At 69.5% G+C, this 20,383-nt stretch carries 21 protein-coding genes and 1 tRNA gene; 8 read left to right on the top strand and 14 right to left on the bottom strand.

All coding sequences use genetic code 11. The features are described from left to right. Window positions 1–77 precede the first annotated feature (77 nt). On the bottom strand, window positions 78–1,583 hold the full coding sequence (locus SK224_RS10950) for a hypothetical protein (protein ID WP_320434691.1): 1,506 nt from the start codon (window positions 1,581–1,583) through the stop codon (window positions 78–80). 202 nt (window positions 1,584–1,785) lie between these two features. Between SK224_RS10950 and SK224_RS10955 the strand changes: the two genes are divergently transcribed. Both SK224_RS10955 and SK224_RS10960 read left to right on the top strand, forming a co-directional pair. Continuing rightward, window positions 1,786–2,463, top strand: coding sequence for a hypothetical protein (locus SK224_RS10955; RefSeq protein ID WP_320434692.1), 678 nt, complete (start codon window positions 1,786–1,788; stop codon window positions 2,461–2,463). 106 nt (window positions 2,464–2,569) lie between these two features. After that, window positions 2,570–3,076 (top strand): tyrosine-type recombinase/integrase, encoded by a 507-nt coding sequence (locus SK224_RS10960; RefSeq protein ID WP_320434693.1) that lies wholly within the window; start codon window positions 2,570–2,572, stop codon window positions 3,074–3,076. 224 nt (window positions 3,077–3,300) lie between these two features. Here the strand turns inward: SK224_RS10960 and SK224_RS10965 are convergent. After that, window positions 3,301–3,374, bottom strand: a tRNA-Pro gene (locus SK224_RS10965). A 115-nt stretch (window positions 3,375–3,489) separates the two neighbouring features. On the opposite strand from SK224_RS10965, the gene SK224_RS10970 reads away from it, so the two are divergent. From SK224_RS10970 to SK224_RS10980, 3 genes are read left to right on the top strand one after another with little or no spacing between them, the layout of a single operon-like run. After that, on the top strand, window positions 3,490–4,071 hold the full coding sequence (locus tag SK224_RS10970) for a GNAT family N-acetyltransferase (RefSeq protein WP_320434694.1): 582 nt from the start codon (window positions 3,490–3,492) through the stop codon (window positions 4,069–4,071). A gap of 24 nt (window positions 4,072–4,095) precedes the next feature. Continuing rightward, window positions 4,096–4,482: an RNA-binding S4 domain-containing protein gene (locus SK224_RS10975; RefSeq protein ID WP_320434695.1), complete on the top strand. Its 387-nt coding sequence runs from the start codon at window positions 4,096–4,098 to the stop codon at window positions 4,480–4,482. A 42-nt stretch (window positions 4,483–4,524) separates the two neighbouring features. After that, a complete protein-coding gene (locus tag SK224_RS10980) occupies window positions 4,525–5,796 on the top strand; it encodes an HNH endonuclease signature motif containing protein (RefSeq protein WP_320434696.1) in 1,272 nt (423 codons plus the stop codon). Window positions 5,797–5,802: 6 nt separating this feature from the next. On the opposite strand, the gene SK224_RS10985 is transcribed toward SK224_RS10980, so the two are convergent. Beyond that, window positions 5,803–6,492 (bottom strand): YafY family protein, encoded by a 690-nt coding sequence (locus SK224_RS10985; protein WP_320434697.1) that lies wholly within the window; start codon window positions 6,490–6,492, stop codon window positions 5,803–5,805. A gap of 90 nt (window positions 6,493–6,582) precedes the next feature. Between SK224_RS10985 and SK224_RS10990 the strand changes: the two genes are divergently transcribed. Further along, on the top strand, window positions 6,583–7,311 hold the full coding sequence (locus SK224_RS10990) for an alpha/beta hydrolase (protein ID WP_320434698.1): 729 nt from the start codon (window positions 6,583–6,585) through the stop codon (window positions 7,309–7,311). Between the two features lie 88 nt (window positions 7,312–7,399). On the opposite strand, the gene SK224_RS10995 is transcribed toward SK224_RS10990, so the two are convergent. Together SK224_RS10995 and SK224_RS11000 are read right to left on the bottom strand one after the other, a co-directional pair. Continuing rightward, complete coding sequence (locus SK224_RS10995; protein ID WP_320434699.1) at window positions 7,400–7,816, bottom strand: SRPBCC domain-containing protein; 417 nt, start codon at window positions 7,814–7,816, stop codon at window positions 7,400–7,402. Window positions 7,817–7,822: 6 nt separating this feature from the next. Next, window positions 7,823–8,758 (bottom strand): NUDIX domain-containing protein, encoded by a 936-nt coding sequence (locus SK224_RS11000; protein WP_320434700.1) that lies wholly within the window; start codon window positions 8,756–8,758, stop codon window positions 7,823–7,825. A 258-nt stretch (window positions 8,759–9,016) separates the two neighbouring features. On the opposite strand from SK224_RS11000, the gene SK224_RS11005 reads away from it, so the two are divergent. Further along, on the top strand, window positions 9,017–10,831 hold the full coding sequence (locus SK224_RS11005; protein WP_320434701.1) for a ribonucleoside triphosphate reductase: 1,815 nt from the start codon (window positions 9,017–9,019) through the stop codon (window positions 10,829–10,831). 1 nt (window position 10,832) lies between these two features. Beyond that, on the top strand, window positions 10,833–11,567 hold the full coding sequence (locus tag SK224_RS11010; protein WP_320434702.1) for an anaerobic ribonucleoside-triphosphate reductase activating protein: 735 nt from the start codon (window positions 10,833–10,835) through the stop codon (window positions 11,565–11,567). Between the two features lie 2 nt (window positions 11,568–11,569). Here the strand turns inward: SK224_RS11010 and der are convergent, their stop codons facing one another. The 9 genes from der to SK224_RS11055 all read right to left on the bottom strand — a co-directional run bounded on the left by der (window position 11,570) and on the right by SK224_RS11055 (window position 20,360). Beyond that, the gene (der, locus tag SK224_RS11015) at window positions 11,570–13,093 is read right to left on the bottom strand and encodes a ribosome biogenesis GTPase Der (protein ID WP_309732216.1); all 1,524 of its coding nucleotides are present in this window, start codon (window positions 13,091–13,093) and stop codon (window positions 11,570–11,572) included. Then, on the bottom strand, window positions 13,083–13,772 hold the full coding sequence (gene cmk, locus SK224_RS11020) for a (d)CMP kinase (RefSeq protein WP_309732218.1): 690 nt from the start codon (window positions 13,770–13,772) through the stop codon (window positions 13,083–13,085). The genes der and cmk overlap by 11 nt, the downstream gene beginning before the upstream one ends. Beyond that, window positions 13,765–14,892 carry a prephenate dehydrogenase gene (locus tag SK224_RS11025; RefSeq protein WP_320434703.1) on the bottom strand — a complete coding sequence of 376 codons (1,128 nt, stop codon included), beginning with the start codon at window positions 14,890–14,892 and terminating at the stop codon, window positions 13,765–13,767. The genes cmk and SK224_RS11025 overlap by 8 nt, the downstream gene beginning before the upstream one ends. Then, complete coding sequence (locus SK224_RS11030) at window positions 14,889–15,662, bottom strand: pseudouridine synthase (protein WP_320434704.1); 774 nt, start codon at window positions 15,660–15,662, stop codon at window positions 14,889–14,891. Before SK224_RS11030 ends, SK224_RS11025 begins: the two co-directional genes overlap by 4 nt. Beyond that, window positions 15,659–16,267, bottom strand: coding sequence for an SMC-Scp complex subunit ScpB (gene scpB / locus SK224_RS11035; RefSeq protein WP_234073166.1), 609 nt, complete (start codon window positions 16,265–16,267; stop codon window positions 15,659–15,661). Before scpB ends, SK224_RS11030 begins: the two co-directional genes overlap by 4 nt. Further along, window positions 16,257–17,072: a segregation and condensation protein A gene (locus SK224_RS11040; protein ID WP_137416645.1), complete on the bottom strand. Its 816-nt coding sequence runs from the start codon at window positions 17,070–17,072 to the stop codon at window positions 16,257–16,259. Before SK224_RS11040 ends, scpB begins: the two co-directional genes overlap by 11 nt. Next, a complete protein-coding gene (locus SK224_RS11045) occupies window positions 17,056–17,943 on the bottom strand; it encodes a ParA family protein (RefSeq protein ID WP_274287816.1) in 888 nt (295 codons plus the stop codon). The genes SK224_RS11040 and SK224_RS11045 overlap by 17 nt, the downstream gene beginning before the upstream one ends. Window positions 17,944–18,037: 94 nt before the next feature. Further along, entirely contained in the window at window positions 18,038–19,645 is a 1,608-nt protein-coding gene (locus SK224_RS11050) for a M20/M25/M40 family metallo-hydrolase (RefSeq protein ID WP_320434705.1), read from the bottom strand. A gap of 118 nt (window positions 19,646–19,763) precedes the next feature. Next, entirely contained in the window at window positions 19,764–20,360 is a 597-nt protein-coding gene (locus SK224_RS11055; RefSeq protein WP_320434706.1) for a vitamin K epoxide reductase family protein, read from the bottom strand. Between the last annotated feature and the right edge of the window lie 23 nt (window positions 20,361–20,383).

The raw sequence follows: 20,383 nt of genomic DNA on the forward strand, positions 1-20,383 counted from the left end.
AAGGCTAACTCCCTCAGGACTGCCGGCTCACCGCATGGCTATGTCCGGAGCGCGAGGCAGCGGCTATCTGACGATGTCTACGCAGGTCCGGTCCCGGAAGCGTCTGCGGTTTCGCGGTACTCGTCGATGAACTTGATGAGCGGGATAGAGGACCAGGCTTCTTCAAGGACAGCGTTCTCGGACAGAGTCAGCTTCCAACCGCCTACCGCAAGGACGCCCGGCCCTGTGAGCTGGTTCGGCGCGTCGGTGAACAACTTATCCAGCTCTGTGGCGGGCGCGGTGACTATTTCTTCCAGGAGGTCCACACCTATGAACGCCGTGGGGATACTTGCGGTCGTAAAGAGGGCGCGTACGTCAGGTGCGTTCGCGAGGTCGAAGTTGCCGAGCGTCACCACGAGGCCAACTAGCGGCCTGTCGGATGGGATGACCTGCATCCCTTCAGGCTGGGCTTTCACAGCCGCAGCCGACCGGTTGATTTGCTTCAGCGGCTTCTCCAGGCGGTCGTGCATCTCAGCGAGCGAGCCGATGCCTTCCTGCATGTCCCGCCGCGGCATCATCGCCTTGCACTCGACGAGGAGTACGACGTGCGGCAAGACAATGAACCAGTCAACCGATTTCAGACGGCTCTTTCGCGGACCGTACTCCACTTCCGGCACGACCTCGGCGCCGTCAATGAGACGCAGATTGCGCCCCACGTACTGTTCGAAAAGGTGCCCGACATCATGCGTGAATGCCTCGCCCCATCGCTCGATGCCCTCGTACGCGATGCCGTAGACCGTGGACCGCACCTCGATGGCGGGTACGCAAGGCGAGAGGAATAGCTCGTCGATTCCTCCGATAAGGGGCGAGGTGTGAATCGGGTTGTAGGCGAACGGCTCGCGGACGAACTGCTGCACCAGTGAGCCGGGATACTTCGCCGTGATGTCTCGTCGGGCTTGCTGGAAGGCGCTCAACTCCGTCGAGAACCCTCGACGGACGACAGCATCGAAGACGGCTTCGCCGCCGAGCGCTGTCAGGGCAGCAGCGATTCCTGGTTCCCAGCCGAACGGATAGCGACTCGCCTGGTGAACGGCCGCGGAGTGCAGTGCGAAGCCGACGGAACTCCAGACACCAACAGAGCAGCCGAGCAGGTCATCCTCCCACCCGGACTCCATCGCCTCCGGCTTGTAGTTGTCGAGTAACGGCGTCTGTTCGAAAAGCGCGACGGGACGCGCCCAGCTCGCTAGCTTGGCGGAGCGTTGGTACGGAATCTGCTGATAGAGCAGCCGGAGCACGCTCTTCGTCGCGAAGTCGTCGTCGTGCTCTCCTGGGTGTTCGAGGTTGAGGTGCTTCGAACAGAGCCCGTGAACATCATCCGGCGTCGCGACCCGCCCACCGGGCGTCCCCCATTGAAGGGTCGTCGCGGCGATGCCTGCGATGTCCCACGGGAGAAACGGTCGAGTTCTCCCCCGCTCATCTTGGGTAGAACCGTCCCAACCACGGGACAGCTCGCTGAGCAGCCGGAGTAGCTCGTCGCGGTCGTACCGCCTGCACGCAGCGCGAAAGTCCTGATAGCTGACGGACCCGTTCAACCCAGCTCTCATTCGTCCCCCATTCCTCCTCGATTGTGACGTAACTGGCGGCACGACGTGCGAGCACACCCCAAGGTGTGCACATGACGCGAAGGCCCATGCTCGACCCTGGCGCGCCCGGGTTCGAGCGCAGAAAACATCGAATGCGCTCGCCCGAGCCAAGAAGCAACCCGAGGACAAGCGTGAAGCGGCAGTCGCACGGGCGGAGCTTTGGATGGAGCGGGGCGCGTGGGTTGCTGACGTGCGGCACCGAGACCACTTCGGCTCGACCCGGCAGATTCGACGCTTCGGGCGCACGCAGGCCGAGGCACTGGCCGCGCTCAACGAGGAGGTAGCTCGTCGAAATCGCGCTGGGGGGACAACGCTCGACGCGGCTCGCACCGTCGATGACCTCGTCACCTGGTGGCTGGAAGGGATGTTGCCATTGAAGGATGTGCGCGAACAGAGCCGTCCGAAGGTCGCGCAGATTGCGGCATCTCTCACGAAGCGAGTCGGTGGGCTGCGATTGTACGAAGTGACGGCGCCGCGCGCTCAGCACCTACTCGACACCCTCGCTCGTGAAGGGCTGCTCGACCGCCCGAAGAAGGTTCGGGACTTGGCAGGGCAAATCTGGCATGACGCGCAGATGCGTCGCGCCGTCCCGGATAACCCCTGGCGAGAGACGAAGACACCCCTCCGCAAGGTCGTCCGAACGAAGGACCGCGCGCTCGGAGACACCGACCTCATCGCGGTTCACCGTCAGGTCGCAGAGTGGATTTCGCCGAGCGACGCTGAGAAGAAGCGCCGCGGCGGACCGAAGCCAGGTAAGCATCTACTCGCCGCCATCGACACGATGGCTGTGACCGGACTTCGAATCGGCGAGGTGCTCGCGTTGCGCAAGCGGATGTGCTGATTCGCGAAGATGGCTTTGCCGAGTTGGATGTGACCGGCCCATCGTTCCGAACGGCTCTTCGCAGAAGCGTCAGGAGGCGCCGAAGACGGAGTCCTCGGAAGCACGCGTGCCCGCAGCCCCCCACGTTGCCGCTCAGCTCATCGCGCTCGGCGAAGGCAAGGCCGACGACGAACTCGTCTTCCAATCGCGGAACGGAAGACCGGTCTCCCTGAACCAGATTGCAACGCAGCTCCGCCGAGCACTCGAAGGCACCGAGTGGGCAGGCAAGGTCAGCCCTCACGCGTTCCGTGCATCCATCGGCACCTGGGCCGCGACGAAGCTCGGCGACGAGAAGGCCAGGGAGTTCCTCCGCCACACGTCGGTCGAGACGCCCCGGAAGCACTACCTGCGCCGTGACGCGCCTCTCGTAGACCCGGCAATCAGTCAAGCCATTGCCGCGGGGCTGCTGCTGAGTACGGAGGCGGAGGCCTGGGCCGAGGCCGAGGCCGCGAATCGTGTCGTTCGAGCGCCGGACCCAGAAGGACTGGGCGGATTCCACGCACGTTCGGCCACTGACAAGGCTGATGCTGGGTCGAACGACCCGGTGTGGGACGACGACATGGAGACGTTCTGAGCGCGAAAATGTGTACGTAACCGTTTACAGAAGACTGTCCGACCAATGAGTAAGGGCCGGAATCCCTTGAGATTCCGACCCTCTCCGGTCGGGATGCGCCCCACGGGCACTCCACGCCCCGCTGCGCGGGACGCGGAGCCTCCGCCCGCGGGGACCCCGCCTGAACAATCCACTCGCGGCAACGAGAAAGGGCCCGCCATAAGGCGGACCCTTTCTCGTTCCGGTCGGGATGACAGGATTTGAACCTGCGACCCCTTGACCCCCAGTCAAGTGCGCTACCAAGCTGCGCCACATCCCGGAGCCGCCCGCGCGCGGGCAACTCAACCATCTTAGCCGGTCCGAGAGCATGCCGCGAACGCGTCCGGCGGCGCAAGCGGTGGATGCGTGTCCGCACCCGGGAGTACGGTCACGGCATGAGCCAGATCCAGGTGCTTCCGGCCACGAGCGAACGCTTCGACGAGGTCGAGAACGCCCTCACCGGAGGCGGCGACGGCCGGGCGTGTCAATGCCAATGGTGGATGATGCCGGGCAGCCGCTTCAGCGCGCTCAGCGTCGAGGAGAAGACCGAGATCCTGCGCGCGGAGACGACCGCATCCGTCCCGCCGGGACTCGTCGCCACGGTCGACGGCGTCGGCGCGGGCTGGGTGCGCGTGGGGCCCCGACCCGACCACGAACGGCTCGCGCGCACCAAGCTCTACGGCAAGACCTCCCCCGAACCCTGGACCGACGCCAGCACCTGGGCGATCAGCTGCTTCTCCGTGCGCAAGGAGTTCCGCGGGCAGGGCCTCACCCGTCAACTCCTCGAGGCGGCCGTCCCGTTCGCCCGCGAGAACGGCGCCCGCCTCGTCGAGGCCTACCCGATCGACACCGCGGCCACCAAGACCTCGTCGAACGAGCTCTACCACGGCGCGCTCACGACCTTCCTCGACGCGGGATTCGTCGAGACCGCGCGGCCCCGCGCCGACCGGCCGATCGTGGCACTCGACCTCGGCTGAGCCCGCATCCGCCAGGATGGAGGGATGACGGATGCGGCATCCCCCGTTCGGGTCGACTCGTGGCTCTGGGCCGTCCGCGTCTACAAGACACGATCCGCCGCCACGACCGCCTGCCGCGCCGGGCACGTCCGCATCGGCGGCGACCGCGCGAAGGCGGCTCAGCTCGTGCGCCCCGGCGACGAGGTGCGCATACGGATCGCCGGTTTCGACCGCATCCTCGTCGTGCGCCAGACCATCGTGAAGCGCGTCAGCGCACCGCTCGCCGCCCTCGCCGCGGAAGACAAGACTCCCCCGCCTCCGCCTCGCGAGCTGACCGCTTTCGTGCCGGTCCGAGACCGCGGCGCGGGGCGTCCGACCAAGCGCGAACGGCGCGATATCGACCGGCTGCGGGGGCGTTCCGCCGACGACTGATCGGACCCCGGCGATGTCGGAGGTGGGTGCCAGACTTCAGGCATGAAGGATGCAGCGGCGATGAGCCCCGAGGACGCCGAAGCGGCGATGCTCGAGGGCCTGCTCGCCGGCGTCGAGAAGACCCGCGCCTCCATCGCCGCCCTCGAAGCGCTCGAGCTCAACCTGCTCGCGACCGCCCGGCAGATCGCCGCCGACCGCACCTCCCGCCTGTCCGATCCGTCCGCCCGGGCGCACGAGATGCCGCTGCGCGACATCGCTGCGGAGTTCGCGACCGCCCTGCACGCGAACGACCGCGGCATGCAGAACGAGCTACACGACGCCGCCGACATCGCCCGTCGGCTGCCGCGCTCCCTCGCCGTCCTGGCCGAGGGCCGCATCTCGCGCCGCCACCTGCGCGCGATCCATGAGGCGTCCGCCGGGGTCGGCGACCCCGAGCTCACTGCCTACGACGAGCGTGCCGCGGCGGCCGCCTCTGAGATGTCCGTCAACCGTCTGCGCCCGGTCCTCCGCCGGCTCGCCGAGCAGGCTCAGCAGCGTCCGCTCACCGAACGCCACCGCGAGGCCCGCACGCACCGCGGCGTCTTCGTGCGCGACCTGCCCGACGGCATGGCCGAGCTCACGGCCGTGCTTCCCGTCATCGAAGCTCACGGCGCACACGACCGGCTCACGCGGATGGCACGCCTCGTTCGAGACGCCCACGACGCCGAGACCGATCCGCGCACGATCGACCAACTGCGCGCCGACGTCCTCAGCGATCTCCTGCTCACCTCTACCACCGCCGACACCGCCGACGCCCCGCACGCGGGGATCGACGCCGTGCACGCGCACGTGCGCGTCACGATCCCCGCCACCACGCTGCTCGGCACGACGGATGCGGGCGCCGAACTCATCGGCGTCAGCCCCGTCGACGCCGAGACCGCCCGCCGCCTCGCCGGGGGCTCCGTCGCGTGGACGCGCGTGCTGACCCATCCGGTCACCGGCAACGTCGTGGGCGTCGACCGGTACCGACCCAGCGAAGACCAGCGGCGCCTGCTGCGGGTGCGCGACGAGCGGTGCCGCTTCCCCGGATGCCGCATGCCCACCCATCGCTGCGATATCGACCACACGGTCGACTGGGCGCACGGCGGAACCACGCACGTCGACAATCTCGCGCACCTGTGCCGCCGACATCACTCGCTCAAACACGCCACACCGTGGCGCGTCAGGCTCGGGCCCGACGGCGTGCTCGAGTGGACCAGCCCACAGGGCCGACACCACCGCGACTCCCCCGCATCCCGCGTCGTCTTCACGGATGCGGCCGACCCGCCCTTCTAGCGAGGGTCACGCATGCACGGAGCTCGCGGTCTCCGGAGGCTCACCCACCTCGGCGATGCTGCGCCCGCTGCACGGCGTCCGCGTCACGCGCGCGTTCTCGATGCGCGAGATGGTGAACCACCGCACCGCGTCGCGCAGAAGACACCACCCGACGAGATACCACCGGCCGTCGCGCGACGCGAAGAGGATCGGTTCGACATCACGTGTCGTCGTCGCACCGTCTCCGGCCGTGTAGCGAAAACGCACGACTCGCTGCTCAGCCATCGCCTCCTCGATCGCAGATCGGGTGGCCCGAGAGGGTCGCGGCGGTCGGTCGACCCAGACGCGGCCTGCCAGGTCGGTGGCTCGCGCGCGTGTCACCGGGTCCAGCACGTCGACGATCTTGCGGATGCCTGCCGCCGCGAGATCCGAGAACGGAGCATCGGATGCGGCGGCGACAGCCGACATCAACGCCACCGCCTGCGCCGGCGACAACGTCACGGGCGGCAACGAACTCCCCGCGAGCATCCCGTAGCCGCCACCGGGCCCCGGGCGCGACCAGAGCGGGGCGCCGCTACGCTCCAACGCATCGAGATCCCGCTTGATCGTGCGCTCCGAGACCTCGAACTCGCTCGCCAGCCAGGACGCCGTGCGGCCGCGCGTTCCGCTCCGCCGCAGCATCTCGGAGATGGCATGGAGCCTCTCAGCCCGCCTCATCCGACACTCCCGGCCACCCGCATGATCGAATCATAATCGTGACAGAAACGGTGACATCCCGTTGACCGATCATGCTGCGACAGTCGTCCCATGACCAACGAGATTCACACCCCCGTCCTCCTCATCGCGGGCCATTGGCTGGGCGCGTGGGCCTGGGACGACGTCCTGAGCCACCTGCGCGAGACCGGCATCCACCCAACCGCCCTGACGCTCCCCGGACTCGACGACGCCGACCCGGATCGCCTGCGGCGGACGCTGGAGGACCAGACTCGTTCGATCGCCGACGCGCTCTCCCGCGTGGACGCACCCGCCGTGGTCGTCGCGCACAGCGGCGCGAACGCGCCCGTCACCCTCGTTCTCGACCGGCACCCGGAGCTCGTGCGGCGCGTGATCTGGGTCGACTCGGGGCCGATCGGCGACGGCAGCGTCTTCGCTCCGGATCTTCCCCCGACGCAGCAGGAGCTTCCGCTGCCTCCGTTCGAACAGCTCGCGCAGCAGGCGAGTCTGGAGGGACTCACTCCGGACGTCCTGGACAGGCTCCGCGCGAGGGCGCTGTCGGAGCCGGCGGGCGTGCTCACCGCTCCGGCGTCGCTCCGCAACCCCGCGCGTCACGCCGTACCGACGACGATGGTGTGCTGCTCCCTCTCGTCCGCGCAGGTGCGGGAGCTCGTCAGCGCCGGGCACCCGATGTTCGCCGCCGTGGGCGAGGTGACGGATGCGGAGTGGGTCGACCTTCCCACCGGGCACTGGCCGATGTGGAGCCGGCCGCGCGAACTGGCGGAGGTCATCACGGCGACCGCTCTGCGACACAACGCGTGAGCGTGGGCGGCTGCGAGCGACGGTGACATAGTCCGCGCCCGCAGTCGCTCAGTCTTCGGGGAGGTCCCGCAGCCAGCGCCTGGCGCGATCACCCGGTTCCGCACGCCCGCGCCAGCCGGGTGAGGTGGTAGCGCCATCCCTCCTCGTGCTCATCCGCGAGCGTCGGCGGCACACCAGCGTGACGAAAGCCCGTCTCCGCGATCGTGACGGAGGTCGCCGAGTCATGCGCCTCCAGTCGGAATGTCACCTCGAGCGACGCCGACCAACCGTCCTCTCGCCAGCGGAACGCAAGAAGCCCCGGCTCCTCGCAGCGCGTGATGAGCCCGTGAGCCTGCCGCTGCTGCCCCGCCTCGATCCAGGTCTCGAGGACCGGCGCGCCGACCACCGCGTCGAAGCGCAGATCCGGCCACCACGCCGCCCGATCGACGGTGAGTGCGCGCCAGACGACGTCCGGCGCGGCCGCAACGACGTGTGCGACGGAGACCGAGTCCCGCGGAGCACTCACCGGCGCTCAGTCCTCGAGGAGGTCCCGCAGCCAGCGCGCACCGCGGACGGAGGCACCGACCGCCTCGCACCGCGCGGCGAGCTCGCGATCGCTCGTCACCACCGTGACGCGGGCGCCCCACTCCGCTTCCTCGCGCACCGTCCAGACGATCGCGTCGTCGCCCGCGGCCTCGGCACGGATCACCAGCACGTCCGGCGTCCGGTAGGAGGCGGCGGAGAACACCTCGGCGCCCGGAGCGGCCTCGCGGGCCTTCCCCTCGAGCACGACCTTGATCTCCGGATACCAGCGGTCCTCCGCGAGTCCCAGGGCACCGCCGGAAATGCCGCGCACGGCCAGGTCACGAAGCCGCTCGACGAGCCGCTGGGCCGCGCCCGCGCGGTCCTTCCACCAGCCGTCCGGCACCGAGCCGACGACGTTCGCCGCATCCACCACGATCTTCGGCCGCACCGCCAGCAGCTCGCGCAGCCGAGGCCAGGATGCGGCGAAGCCGGGGTGCAGGGGGTACTCGTCGACGTCGGCGACGGGCACCCACGACAGCTCCACGCTCTCGGGGTCGCTGATAACCGGATCGAACGCGTCCACCACATCCGCGACGACCGTCGCATACGACCAGTAGCCGAGGTCGAACACACTCATGAGCCGGGGCCTGACGGCGCCGTCCGGCACGCCGGCCTCCTCCGCCGCCTCGCGCAGGGCACCGTCCAGAGCGGACTCCCCCTCGTGGCGCGCACCTCCGGGCAGCGCCCACGTGCCGCCGTGGTGACTCCACGACACGCGGTGCTGCAGCAGCACGCCACGCACCGGGTCGACCGCGAGCAGCCCCGCGGCTCCGAAGCGGCCCCAGTAGCGCTCCCCCGACGGCGCGACGACCCAGGCATCCCCCGGATCCCGCGGGCCCAGCGGCCGGCGCGGCTCTCCGGGGGCGGGGGGTTCGATCGTCACGCTGACAGCCTCGCACACCGTGAGGACGCCGACGCGCCCGTCGACATATTCGGCACAGTCGACCCGCTTCCTACACCCGCAGCGGGGTCGTTTCCGGGACCGACGCGCGCGACTGTGAGCACCCACAACGCCCGTCGTGAAGGAATCCGGCGAGCACTGTTATTCCACAACATATGGGTTCGACACCGTGCCACACCCCTACATACAGTGGTCACACCACCGCAGATCACCTTCACCCCACGGCTAGAAGGAGCCTGCATGTCCACGTCCACCACCGCCCGCTCGATCCCCGTCGCCCCCACGATCGACGAGTACCTCTCCCGCGGAGACTGGCGCGTCAACGCCAACGCCAACCAGGGATACTCCCTCGGCGGCATGATGCTCAACACCTCGGGCAAGGTCATCGCGAACTACTGGCTCGACCAGGTCTACGCCCCCGAGGCGGGCGCCGCGCATCGCGACGGCGACATCCACATCCACGACCTGGACATGTTCGCCGGCTACTGCGCCGGCTGGTCGCTGCGCACCCTGCTCGAGCAAGGCTTCAACGGCGTGCCGGGCAAGGTGTCATCCGCCCCGCCTCGGCACCTGTCGAGCGCTCTCGGGCAGATGGTGAACTTCCTCGGCACGCTTCAGAACGAGTGGGCGGGGGCACAGGCGTTCAGCTCGTTCGACACGTACCTCGCACCCTTCGTGCGCCTCGATGCCCTCGACGCCGAGGCCGTCCGGCAGGCGATCGAGGAGTTCGTCTTCAACCTCAACGTCCCCTCCCGGTGGGGCACCCAGACCCCGTTCACCAACCTCACCCTCGACTGGACGTGCCCCGACGACCTCGCCGACCAGCGACCGTTGATCGGCGGCCAGGTGTGCGACTTCACCTACGGCGACCTCGCGCCCGAGATGGCGATCATCAACCGGGCGTTCATCGACGTCATGACCGCGGGCGACGCCGACGGACGGGCCTTCACCTTCCCCATCCCGACCTACAACATCACGAAGGACTTCGACTGGGACGACCCCGCCGTCGACGCCCTGTTCGCGATGACCGCCAAGTACGGTCTGCCGTACTTCCAGAACTTCGTGAACTCCGACCTCGATCCGCACATGATCCGGTCGATGTGCTGCCGCCTCCAGCTCGACCTGACCCAGCTGCTCGCGCGCGGCAACGGCCTGTTCGGGTCGGCGGAGCAGACCGGATCCCTCGGGGTCGTCACCGTCAACTGCGCGCGCCTCGGCTACCTGCACCCGGCAGACGAAGCGGGTCTCATCGCACGCCTCGACGAGCTGCTCGAGATCGCCCGCGACACCCTCGAAGCCAAGCGCGTGGTGATCCAGCGCCACATCGACGGCGGACTCTTCCCTTACACGAAGCGCTACCTCGGAACGCTCGACAACCACTTCTCCACGATCGGCGTCAACGGGCTCAACGAGCTCGTGCGCAACTTCACCGGCGACGCCGACGACATCACCTCGGATGCGGGACACGCCCTCGTCGCCCGCATCCTGGATCACATCCGCGACCGGATGGTGGAGTTCCAGGAGACGACCGGCACGATGTACAACCTCGAGGCGACGCCCGCAGAGGGCGCCACATACCGGTTCGCGAAGAGCGACCTCGCCCGCTACGAGGGCATCCACCACGCGGGCACCGACGACAACCCGTACTACACGAACTCCTCGCAGCTGCCCGTGGGCTACACCGACGACGCGTTCGAGGCGCTCTCGCTGCAGGAGGACCTGCAGCAGAAGTACACGGGCGGCACGGTGCTGCATCTCTACATGGGCGAAGCCGTCTCCTCCGCGGCGGCCTGCCGCACGCTCGTGCGTCGCGCGCTCGAGAAGTTCCGGCTGCCGTACATCACCATCACGCCGACCTTCTCGATCTGCCCGCGCCACGGATACCGCTCGGGCGAGCACACCGTGTGCCCCGAGTGCGGGGCCGACTGCGAGGTGTGGACGCGGGTCATGGGCTACTTCCGCCCGGTGTCGTCCTTCAACGTGGGCAAGAAGGGCGAGGCCGCCGAGCGCGTCGCGTTCGCCGAGTCGCGCTCCCTCGCCTCGGCGGCGGTGTGAGGTGATCCCCGCCGCGATCGACCCCGCCACCCTGCGCATCGCCGGCCTCACACGCCTCTCCACGGTCGACTGGCCCGACAAGCTCGTCGCGACCGTCTTCCTGCAGGGATGCCCGTGGGACTGCTTCTACTGCCACAATCCCGCGTTGCGCGCTCCCCGCGCACCCGCGGCGATGAGCTGGCAGACGCTGCGGGCGTTCCTGAAGAGACGGCGTGGCCTGCTCGACGGCGTCGTGTTCTCGGGCGGCGAGCCCACCATGCAGCCCGCACTGCCGGCGGCGATCGCGGCCGTGCGGCAGCTCGGATTCGCGGTGGGACTCCACACGGCGGGGATCTACCCGGCGGCACTCGCCCGCATCCTGCCCTACGTCGACTGGGTGGGCCTGGACATCAAGACGAGCAAGCGGCTCTACGAGAAGGTCACCGGCTACTCGAACAGCGCCGAGCGCTCCTGGGGGTCACTGTCGGTCGTGCTGGCAGAGTCCGCGGCGCGCGCCGGCACGAACCGCCCGCTCGACTACGAAGTGCGCACGACGGTGCACCCCGAGGCGGCGGATGCGGCCGAGCTCGCTGTTCTCGGTCACCGGCTCGCCGACGCCGGCGTCACGTGCTGGGCGCTCCAGCGCTTCCGCAGCGAAGGGACCCGCATCCCCCTGCCCCGCGTCGGCGAGGCCTCCTACGAGGTCTCGCTCGACACGGTGCCGGGTGAGCGGTTCGCGCGGTTCGCCGTTCGCTGAGTTCAGCGCTGGCGGCGCTCGCGCACCCGCATGTTGATGACGATGGGCGTGCCCTCGAAGCCGTACAGCTCACGCAGGCGGCGCTGGATGAACCGACGGTAGCCGGGGTCCAGGAAGCCCGTCGTGAACAGCACGAAGGTCGGCGGACGCGTGCCCGCCTGCGTGCCGAACAGGATGCGGGGCTGCTTGCCGCCGCGCACGGGGTGCGGGTGCTCGGCGACGAGTTCGGAGAGGAAGGCATTGAACTTGCCCGTCGAGATGCGCTGATCCCACGACTCGAGGGCCGTCTCGAGCGCCGGGACGAGCTTCTCGAGGTGGCGGCCGGTGCGGGCGGAGATGTTGACGCGCGGTGCCCACGCGACATGGGCGAGGTCCTGCTCGATCTCTCGTTCGAGGTACCGGCGACGGTCGATGTTCGCCATGTCGTCGTCGTTCAGACGGTCCCACTTGTTGAAGGCGAGCACGAGCGCGCGACCCGACTCGAGCACCATGTCGATGATGCGCACGTCCTGCTCACTGAGCGGCGCGGAGACATCCAGCACGACGACGGCGACCTCGGCCTTCTCGAGGGCGGCCGAGGTGCGCAGCGACGCGTAGAAGTCCGCGCCCTGCTGCAGGTGCACGCGGCGGCGGATGCCGGCGGTGTCGACCAGACGCCACAGCTTGCCGCCGAGCTCGACGATCTCGTCGACCGGGTCGCGGGTGGTGCCGGCGAGCTCGTTGACGACGACGCGCTCCTCGCCGGCCGCCTTGTTCAGCAGCGACGACTTGCCCACGTTCGGGCGGCCCAGGATCGCGACGCGGCGCGGGCCGCCGATCTCGTGCTTGGCGACGGCGGAGACGTCCGGCAGCACCTTCACGAGCTCGTCGAGGAGGTCCGCGACACCGCGGCCGTGGATGGCGGAGACCGGATGCGGCTCCCCGAGCCCGAGGTTCCACAGCGCCGCCGCTTCCGGCTCCTGGCGCGCGTCGTCGATCTTATTGGCGACGAGCATGACGGGCTTGCCGCTGCGACGCAGGAGCTTGACCACGTGCTCGTCGGTCGAGGTGGCGCCCACCATCGCGTCGACCACGAACAGCACGACGTCGGCGAGATCGATCGCGACCTCGGCCTGGGCCGCGACCGACCGGTCGATGCCCTTGGCGTCGGGCTCCCAACCGCCGGTGTCGACGAGCGAGAATCGGCGGTCGAGCCACTCCGCCTTGTACGTCACGCGGTCGCGGGTCACCCCGGGGGTGTCCTCGACGACGGCCTCACGACGCCCGAGGATGCGGTTCACGAGCGCGGACTTGCCGACGTTCGGGCGACCGACGATCGCGACCACCGGCAGCGCCGGCAGGTACTCGATGCCGTCGCCGGAGCCGACGAGCCCCGCGAGCACCTCGGCGTCGTCGTCATCGAGGTCGTAATCCTCGAGCGACGCCCGCAGCGCGATCGCGCGCTGCTCGGCGAGCGTGTCGTCGATTCCGGCGAGGGTCTCCTCGAGCTGATCTGGTCCGGCTTCGTACTCGTCCTCAGCGCGCATCGCGCACCTCCTGCATTTTCTCTGCGACCGCGAGAACGGCCGCCACTGTCTCATCGAAGTCGAGGTGCGTGGAATCCACGACCTCGACCCCTTCAGCCGCCGACATGAAGTCGACGACGGTGGAATCTGATGCGTCCCGGCGCCGCAGCGAATCGGCGACGGCCGCCGCATCCTGACCGCTCACCTCGGCGCTGCGCCGGGCGGCGCGCACCTCGGGTGCCGCCGTGAGGAGGATGCGCACCGGCGCATCGGGGGCGACGACCGTGGTGATGTCGCGGCCCTCGACGACGACACCGGGGCGCCCCGACTCGGCGACGAGGGCACGGAAGCGGGCGTTCACCGTGTGGCGCACGACGGGGACGCGGGCGACGCCGCTGACCGCCTCGGTCACGCGGGTCTCGCGGATCGCCTCGGTGACGTCGGTGTCGCCGACCCGCACCCAGTAGTCGTCCGGGTCGAGCGAGATGCTGCCGTCGAAGTCGCCCATCGCCTCGAGCACCGCGGTGGCGTCGGAGGTGTCGACGGAGCGGTCGAGGGCGTGCCACGCGAGCGAGCGGTACACCGCGCCCGTGTCGAGGTAGCCGTAGCCGAGGCGGCGGGCGACCTCTTTGGAGACCGAGGACTTGCCGCTGCCGGCGGGTCCGTCGACGGCGACGATGGCGACGTCGGAATCACTCATTGGCACTGCTCGCAATCCTCCACCCGCGCGCCTCGAGGCCCGCCACGGCGGGTGCGGCGATCGCGGGAACCACACTGATCTCTGCCAGACCGAACTGGGCGCCGGGCGAATGCTCCAGACGCAGGTCCTCGACGTTCACCCCGAGCTCCCCGAGCTCGCCGAACAGGCGACCGAGCTGGCCCGGAGTGTCGTCCACCATCACGACGATGGTCTCGAAGCGACGGTTCTGCCCGTGCTTGCCGGGCAGGCGCTCGACGCCCTGGTTGCCGCGCAGGATCGTATCGGCGACACCGCGACGTGCTCCCGGCGCATCCGGCTCCCGCAGCGCGTCGGCGACGGCGGCGAGATCCGCAGCGAACGCGTCGAGCACATCGACGACCGGAGCGGCGTTGGCGCCGAGGATCTGCACCCAGAGCTCGGGTGCGGATGCGGCGAGCCGGGTCGTATCGCGAACGCCCTGCCCGGCCAGGCGCAGGGCGTCCTCGGGCGCTGCCGTGAGCCGCGCGGCGAGCAGGCTCGACACGAGCTGCGGCACGTGCGAGACGAGGGCGACCGAGCGGTCGTGCTCCTCGGGTGCCATCTCGATCGGCGTGGCACCCAGGTCGAGTGCGAGGCCCTCCACGAGCGCCAGATCGGCGGCGGCGGTCTCCTCGTCGCGACACACCACCCACGGCCGTCCGACGAACAGGTCGGCGCGCGCCGCGATCGCGCCGCCGCGTTCGCGACCCGCCATGGGATGCGAGCCGATGTACCGCGTGAGGTCCACGTCGCGGGCACGAAGCGCGCGCAGCGGCTGCCCCTTGACGCTCGCGACATCCGTCACGACGGCATCGGGGTAGGCCGCCAGTTCTCGCTCGACGACGTCGGCGATCACATCCGGCGGCACGGCGACCACGATGAGGCGGGGGGCGTCGCCGGGCGCCGCGGCACGACCGGCGCCGTAGTCGATCGCCAGGCGGAGCTGGGCGGGTGAGGTGTCGTCGAGCACGACGTCGACGTCCAGGGCACGGAGGGCATGACCGATGCTGGCGCCCAGCAGGCCCGCGCCGACGACACGAACCGTGCCCGAGGTGCGCGCGGCGACCCGCGCGGGCGCGCTGGTGCCGTTCGACTCGCTCACTGGTTCTCCTGCTCTCCGGGCGGGTCGGACACCTGGTCGCGGCGCGCGAGCGTGAGAAGCGCACCCCGCTCGATCTTAGTCAACTCCCGCATCCGCCCCGCCGGGAGTGTTCCCAGGTGGAGAGGACCGAACTGCCGACGCACGAGTTCGAGGACGGGATGCCCGACCGAGGCCATCATGCGCCGCACGATGCGATTGCGGCCGGAGTGGAGTGTCAGCTCCACGAGGCTGCTCGTGGCGGAGGCGTCGAGCAGGCGCGCCTTGTCCGCCCGGATGAAGCCGTCCTCCAGCTCGAAACCGCGCGTGAGCGCTGAGATCGTCTGCGCCGACACCCGGCCGTCGACCTTCGCGATGTACACCTTCGTGACACCGAACGAGGGGTGTGCCAGCACGTGCGCCAGCTCCCCGTCGTTGGTCAGCAGGAGCAGGCCCGACGTGTCGGCGTCCAGGCGACCGACGTTGTAGAGGCGCTCCTCGAAGTCGCGTGTGAACTCGCGGAGGTCGCGGCGCCCGCGGTCGTCGCCCATCGAGCTGACGACGCCGGTGGGCTTGTTGAGCATGACATACCGCTTGGACTGGTCGAACTCGACCGCGACGCCGTCGACGTCGACGAGGTCGACCTCGGGATCGATCCGGCTGCCGAGCTCGGTCACGACGGTGCCGTTCACCCGCACCCGGCCCTCGACGATGTACTGCTCCGCCACGCGGCGGGAGGCGACGCCCGCGTTCGCGAGCGCCTTCTGCAGGCGGACGCCCTCGGTGTCGGTCATCGTGCGATCTCCTCGAAGCCGGTGCTGCCGTCATCGAGCAGCGGTGAGATGTGGGGAAGCTCGTCGATCGTGTTGATGCCGAGCTTCTCGAGCAGCGCATCGGTCGTGCCGTACAGGATGGCGCCGGTCTCCCCGTCGTGGCCGACCTCGGTGATGAGGCCGCGGCCCACGAGCGTGCGCACGACCGAGTCGACGTTGACGGCGCGGATCGATGCGACCTGCCCGCGGGTCACGGGCTGCTTGTAGGCGATGACCGCGAGGGTCTCCAGCGCCGCCTGCGAGAGGCGAGCGGGCTGCTGGGTGCCGAGGAACTCGGTGATGACGCGGTCGTACTCTTCGCGCACATAAAGCCGCCATCCCCCGCCGACCTCGCGCAGTTCGAACCCGCGGCGCGGGCCGCCGTCCTCGCCGTCGTAGTCGGCCACGAGCGCCGCGATCGCCTTGCGTACCGCCGGGACGGGCGCGCTGACCGCGGCCGCGAGCGCGACGACGCTGTGCGGCTCGTCCAGGATCAGCAGCACGGCCTCGAGACGGCGCGCGACAGAGCCCACGTCCTGCGGCCAGGCCGTGGTCTCCGATTCCTCGGTGCGGATGTCATCGGTCATAGTCGGCTCCCAGGGTGGCGAGGTTCTCCTCGGACCAGCGTTCCGCGCTCCAGCGCAGGGTCAGCTCGCCGAGGGGCTCCAGCTGCTCGAACGACAGCGCCGCGTGGCGGTACAGCTCGAGGATGGAGAGGAATCGTGCGACGACGATGCCGGAGGCGTCCACTCCGGCGATCAGTTCGCGGAAGGTCAGCGTGCCGCGCTGGCGCAGCAGGGTCACGACGATCGCGGCCTGCTCGCGGATGCTGACCAGCGGCGCGTGCAGGTGATCGAGTCCGACCGTCGGGATCTCCTTCGGCGCCATCGCCAGCATGGCGAGCGCGGCGAAATCCTCGGTGCTGAGCGTCCAGACCAGCTCCGGCGCAGCCTGGCGGTACCGCTCGTCGATGCGGACGCTGCGCGCATGCCGTCTCTCTTCGCGCTCCAGCGAGCGCGCGAACCAGGCGGACACCTCCTTGAAGGCCCGGTACTGCAGCAGCCGGGCGAACAGCAGGTCGCGCGCTTCGAGCAGAGCCACGGCCTCCGCATCCACGAGCTCGCCCTGCGGGAGCAGCCCCGCCACTTTCATGTCGAGCAGGGTGGCCGCGACCACGAGGAACTCCGACGCCTCATCGAGCTCCGCATCCGGCCCGAGCTGGCGCAGGTAGGCGATGAACTCGTCGGTGACGACGCTGAGCGCCACATCCGTGATGTCGAGCTCGTGCTGCGAGATGAGAGTCAGCAGCAGGTCGAACGGGCCGTCGAAGACGCCCAGCGATACCCGGAATCCGTCGGTGGCCGCGTCCTGCGGCTCAGGCGACGGCGCCACGGGCGACCAGCTCCCGCGCGAGACGCAGGTAGGCCTGCGCCGCGGCATGCTCGGGAGCGAACTCGGTGATGGGCATCCCCGACACCGACGCGTCGGGGAACTTCACGGTGCGCCCGATCACGGTCTCCAGCACATCGTCGCCGAACGCCTCGACCACGCGCTCCAGCACCTCGCGCGAGTGGAGCGTGCGCGGGTCGTACATCGTGGCGAGCACCCCGTCGAGCGTGATCGAGGGGTTCAGCCGGTCGCGCACCTTGTCGATGGTCTCGATCAGCAGGGCGACGCCACGCAGGGCGAAGAATTCGCACTCGAGCGGGATCAGCACGCCGTGACTCGCCGTCAGGGCGTTGACCGTGAGCAGACCCAGCGAGGGCTGGCAGTCGATGAGGATGACGTCGTACTCCCCCGCCACGTGACGGAGCACGCGCGCGAGGATCGTCTCGCGCGCCACCTCGTTGACGAGGTGCACCTCGGCGGCGGAGAGGTCGATGTTCGCCGGGAGCACGTCGAGACCGTCGACCGAGGTCTTCACGATGACTTCGCGCGGGTCGCGCTTGGTGTCCAGCAGGAGGTCGTAGATCGTGGGCACGTCGTGCGTGGTGATGCCCAGGCCTGCAGACAGCGCGCCCTGCGGGTCGAAGTCGACCGCCAGCACCTTACGGCCGTAGTGCGCAAGGGATGCGGCCAGGTTGATGGTCGTGGTCGTCTTGCCGACCCCGCCCTTCTGATTGCACAGGGCGATGATGCGCGCGGGGCCGTGGGCGGCGAGCGCCGGCGGTGTCGCGAACCCCTGATAGGGGCGACCGGTCGGGCCGAGGGGCACATCGCCCTTCGTGCCTTTACCCGCCTGCTTCACTGCGCGCTCCGCCACCGTACTCCCGCTCTGCTTGGTCGTTCGATCGATTCTAGCGACGGCAGGCGGCGGGTTCGGGGAGGGCGCACCGAGCCCCCTCCCCGAACCGCACTCACACGGTGTGCCGGCGATGTGCGGCAGCGGTCAGCACGACGGCACCCGCGATCAGTGCCAGGACGCCGCCGCCGAGCCACACGCCGGAGATCTCCGAGCCGGAGGCGGCCAGCAGGTGGTCGCCCTCCTCGGTCACTTCGGGCGCCGGGGCGACGGGGTCGACGATGGGCGCGACGCCGTTGACGGCGGACGTATCGTTCGCGAGCGTCGCGGTGACGCTGGCCATCGCGCCGAGCATGATGCCGAGCGCCTCGGTGTTGATGTTCGACATGTCATCGGCCGGCGTGTGATAGTTCGGGTCCATGATGATGCCCTCGGTGCCGCCGAACAGGGCGACCTGATCCGCCGTCTTGACGTCGTCGGCTCCCGTGAACAGCCCGGATGCGGGGATGCCCGCCAGGATGAAGGCGTTGTAGTCGCTGCGGGCGTCGAAGGCGGTGTCCACCCAGGGCTGTCCGATCGCATCGAAGTACCTCGTGAACGCGGCCTCCGTCGCGATCGACCCCTCGGGGACCTCGACCGGCGCCTCGTACGTGGACTGGTCGGCGTCGTAAACGGCGATCACGTAGTTGGGAGAGGCGACCATGTCGAAGTTGAGATACGTCGCGATGGCATCGGCGTCGGCGTCCGACAGCTCGTCTACATAGTGGGCCGATCCCAGCAGGCCGATCTCCTCGGCGCCCCACCACGCGAAGCGGACCGTGTTCTCCAGCTCACCGGATGCGGCCAGCTGGAGCGCGACCTCCAGGATCGCCGCCGAGCCCGAGCCGTTGTCGTTGATACCGGGGCCGTCCTCGACCGAGTCCAGGTGCGCACCGAGCATGACGACGTTGTCGTCGCGGCCGGTGGGCGTGTCGGCGATGATGTTGAACGTCTCGACGGAGTCGATGTGCTGCTGCAGATCGAGATCCGCAAGGACGGGTCCGTCGGCGAGCGCGGCGAGGAGGTCCTGCCCCTCGCTCTGCAGGATGCCGACCGTCGGTGCGAGGTCGGGCGTCTGCGCGCCGAGGGTGCCCTCCAAGGGCCCTGCCTCGTTGTTGTAGATGATCACGGCCTCCGCGCCGGCGGCAGCGGCCGCCGCCGACTTCTCCGCGAAGGAACAGCTGCCGCGCGAGACGAGAGCGATGGCGCCGGCGGCGTCGGTGCCTGCCCAGTCGTCCGCGGTGCATCCCAGCGGCGTGGTGGGTGCGATCAGCGGCAGGTCGGTGAGTCCGCCCGTGGGCGTGCCCGGCGTGAACTCCATCGGGATGCCGAAGGGATCGGCGACGCTGTACCCGTCCACCGTCAGCGTGTACGCGTCGATCGTCTGCAGGTCCGCGTCGAAGTACTGGCGCTCAGGCGCGTATCCGGCGGCCCTCAGCGTCTGCTCGATGTAGACCGCGCTGGCTTCATAGCCGCTGGTGCCCGCCGCCCGATTGCCGCCGTTGGCGTCGGCGATGTCCTGCAGCTGCTGCAGGTGGCCGACGACGGCGTCCACCGTCACCCGCTCCTCCAGATCCGCGGGGTCGACGGCGGCCGCAGGCGCGATGCCTGCGGTCACCGCCAGAGCCGCGCCGATTCCGATTCCGATTCCGATACGGGTGGCTCGTGGCCGTGATGTGGTCACCTGGTGTCCTCTCGCGTTTCCCCGGTGCGCCCGACGCTAGCCGGATTCGGCCGCGATCGCTTAGACAATTCACAGGTTTGTAACGCGACGCGGACAGCGCGCGACGCACGCGGGCCGCTCAGAACAGCGAGCCCAGGACGTCCAGTCTGAGCTGGGCGACGACGGCGATGAGCGCGACGTCGAGGATGGCGACCAACGGCGCCCAGCTCGCCAGCCATCGACCGACCGGCCGCATCCGGCTGCCCCAGAGCCCCGCGCGGGCCGTCCAGCCGAGCGTGACCCAGAAGAGCGGAATGGTGACGAGCCACACGACCATGCACCACGGGCAGAGCGAGCCGTACTCGAAGACGCTCCGGTAGGCCAGGAAGTGCACGAACACGAACGCCCCGGCGATGAAGGCCAGGTAGGTGCGCCAGTACCAGCTCTTCAGGCCCGTCGCACCGGCGAGCGCCGTCACACCGGCGTAGATCGGCCCCAGGAACAGCACGACCCCGATGAGCGAGTTGCTGAAGCCGAGAAGGTTGCCGCCGGGCGAGAGCAGGTTGGGCCCGCACGTCACGATCACGCTCAGCTGGCACGACACGAGCGGATCGACGCCCCGCAGCTGCCCGATGTACTCCAGGTACAGCAGGAACGAGACCGCCCAGCCGAGGAGGCCGGCGATGATCCAGAAGACGGCGAGCGCGCGAGAAGGGGGCGCGGTGGGAACGCTCATGCGCTCAGTGTGCGCGCGAGGGG

The organism is Microbacterium sp. BG28 (assembly GCF_034044005.1).
In the GTDB taxonomy this organism is placed as follows: domain Bacteria; phylum Actinomycetota; class Actinomycetes; order Actinomycetales; family Microbacteriaceae; genus Microbacterium.

Coding starts and splice junctions, on each gene's coding strand:
- SK224_RS10950 (WP_320434691.1), bottom strand. CDS start 1,583: ATGAGAGCTGGGTTGAACGGGTCCGTCAGCTATCAGGACTTTCGCGCT.
- SK224_RS10955 (WP_320434692.1), top strand. CDS start 1,786: ATGGAGCGGGGCGCGTGGGTTGCTGACGTGCGGCACCGAGACCACTTC.
- SK224_RS10970 (WP_320434694.1), top strand. CDS start 3,490: ATGAGCCAGATCCAGGTGCTTCCGGCCACGAGCGAACGCTTCGACGAG.
- SK224_RS10975 (WP_320434695.1), top strand. CDS start 4,096: ATGACGGATGCGGCATCCCCCGTTCGGGTCGACTCGTGGCTCTGGGCC.
- SK224_RS10980 (WP_320434696.1), top strand. CDS start 4,525: ATGAAGGATGCAGCGGCGATGAGCCCCGAGGACGCCGAAGCGGCGATG.
- SK224_RS10985 (WP_320434697.1), bottom strand. CDS start 6,492: ATGAGGCGGGCTGAGAGGCTCCATGCCATCTCCGAGATGCTGCGGCGG.
- SK224_RS10990 (WP_320434698.1), top strand. CDS start 6,583: ATGACCAACGAGATTCACACCCCCGTCCTCCTCATCGCGGGCCATTGG.
- SK224_RS11005 (WP_320434701.1), top strand. CDS start 9,017: ATGTCCACGTCCACCACCGCCCGCTCGATCCCCGTCGCCCCCACGATC.
- der (WP_309732216.1), bottom strand. CDS start 13,093: ATGCGCGCTGAGGACGAGTACGAAGCCGGACCAGATCAGCTCGAGGAG.
- cmk (WP_309732218.1), bottom strand. CDS start 13,772: ATGAGTGATTCCGACGTCGCCATCGTCGCCGTCGACGGACCCGCCGGC.
- SK224_RS11030 (WP_320434704.1), bottom strand. CDS start 15,662: ATGACCGACACCGAGGGCGTCCGCCTGCAGAAGGCGCTCGCGAACGCG.
- scpB (WP_234073166.1), bottom strand. CDS start 16,267: ATGACCGATGACATCCGCACCGAGGAATCGGAGACCACGGCCTGGCCG.
- SK224_RS11055 (WP_320434706.1), bottom strand. CDS start 20,360: ATGAGCGTTCCCACCGCGCCCCCTTCTCGCGCGCTCGCCGTCTTCTGG.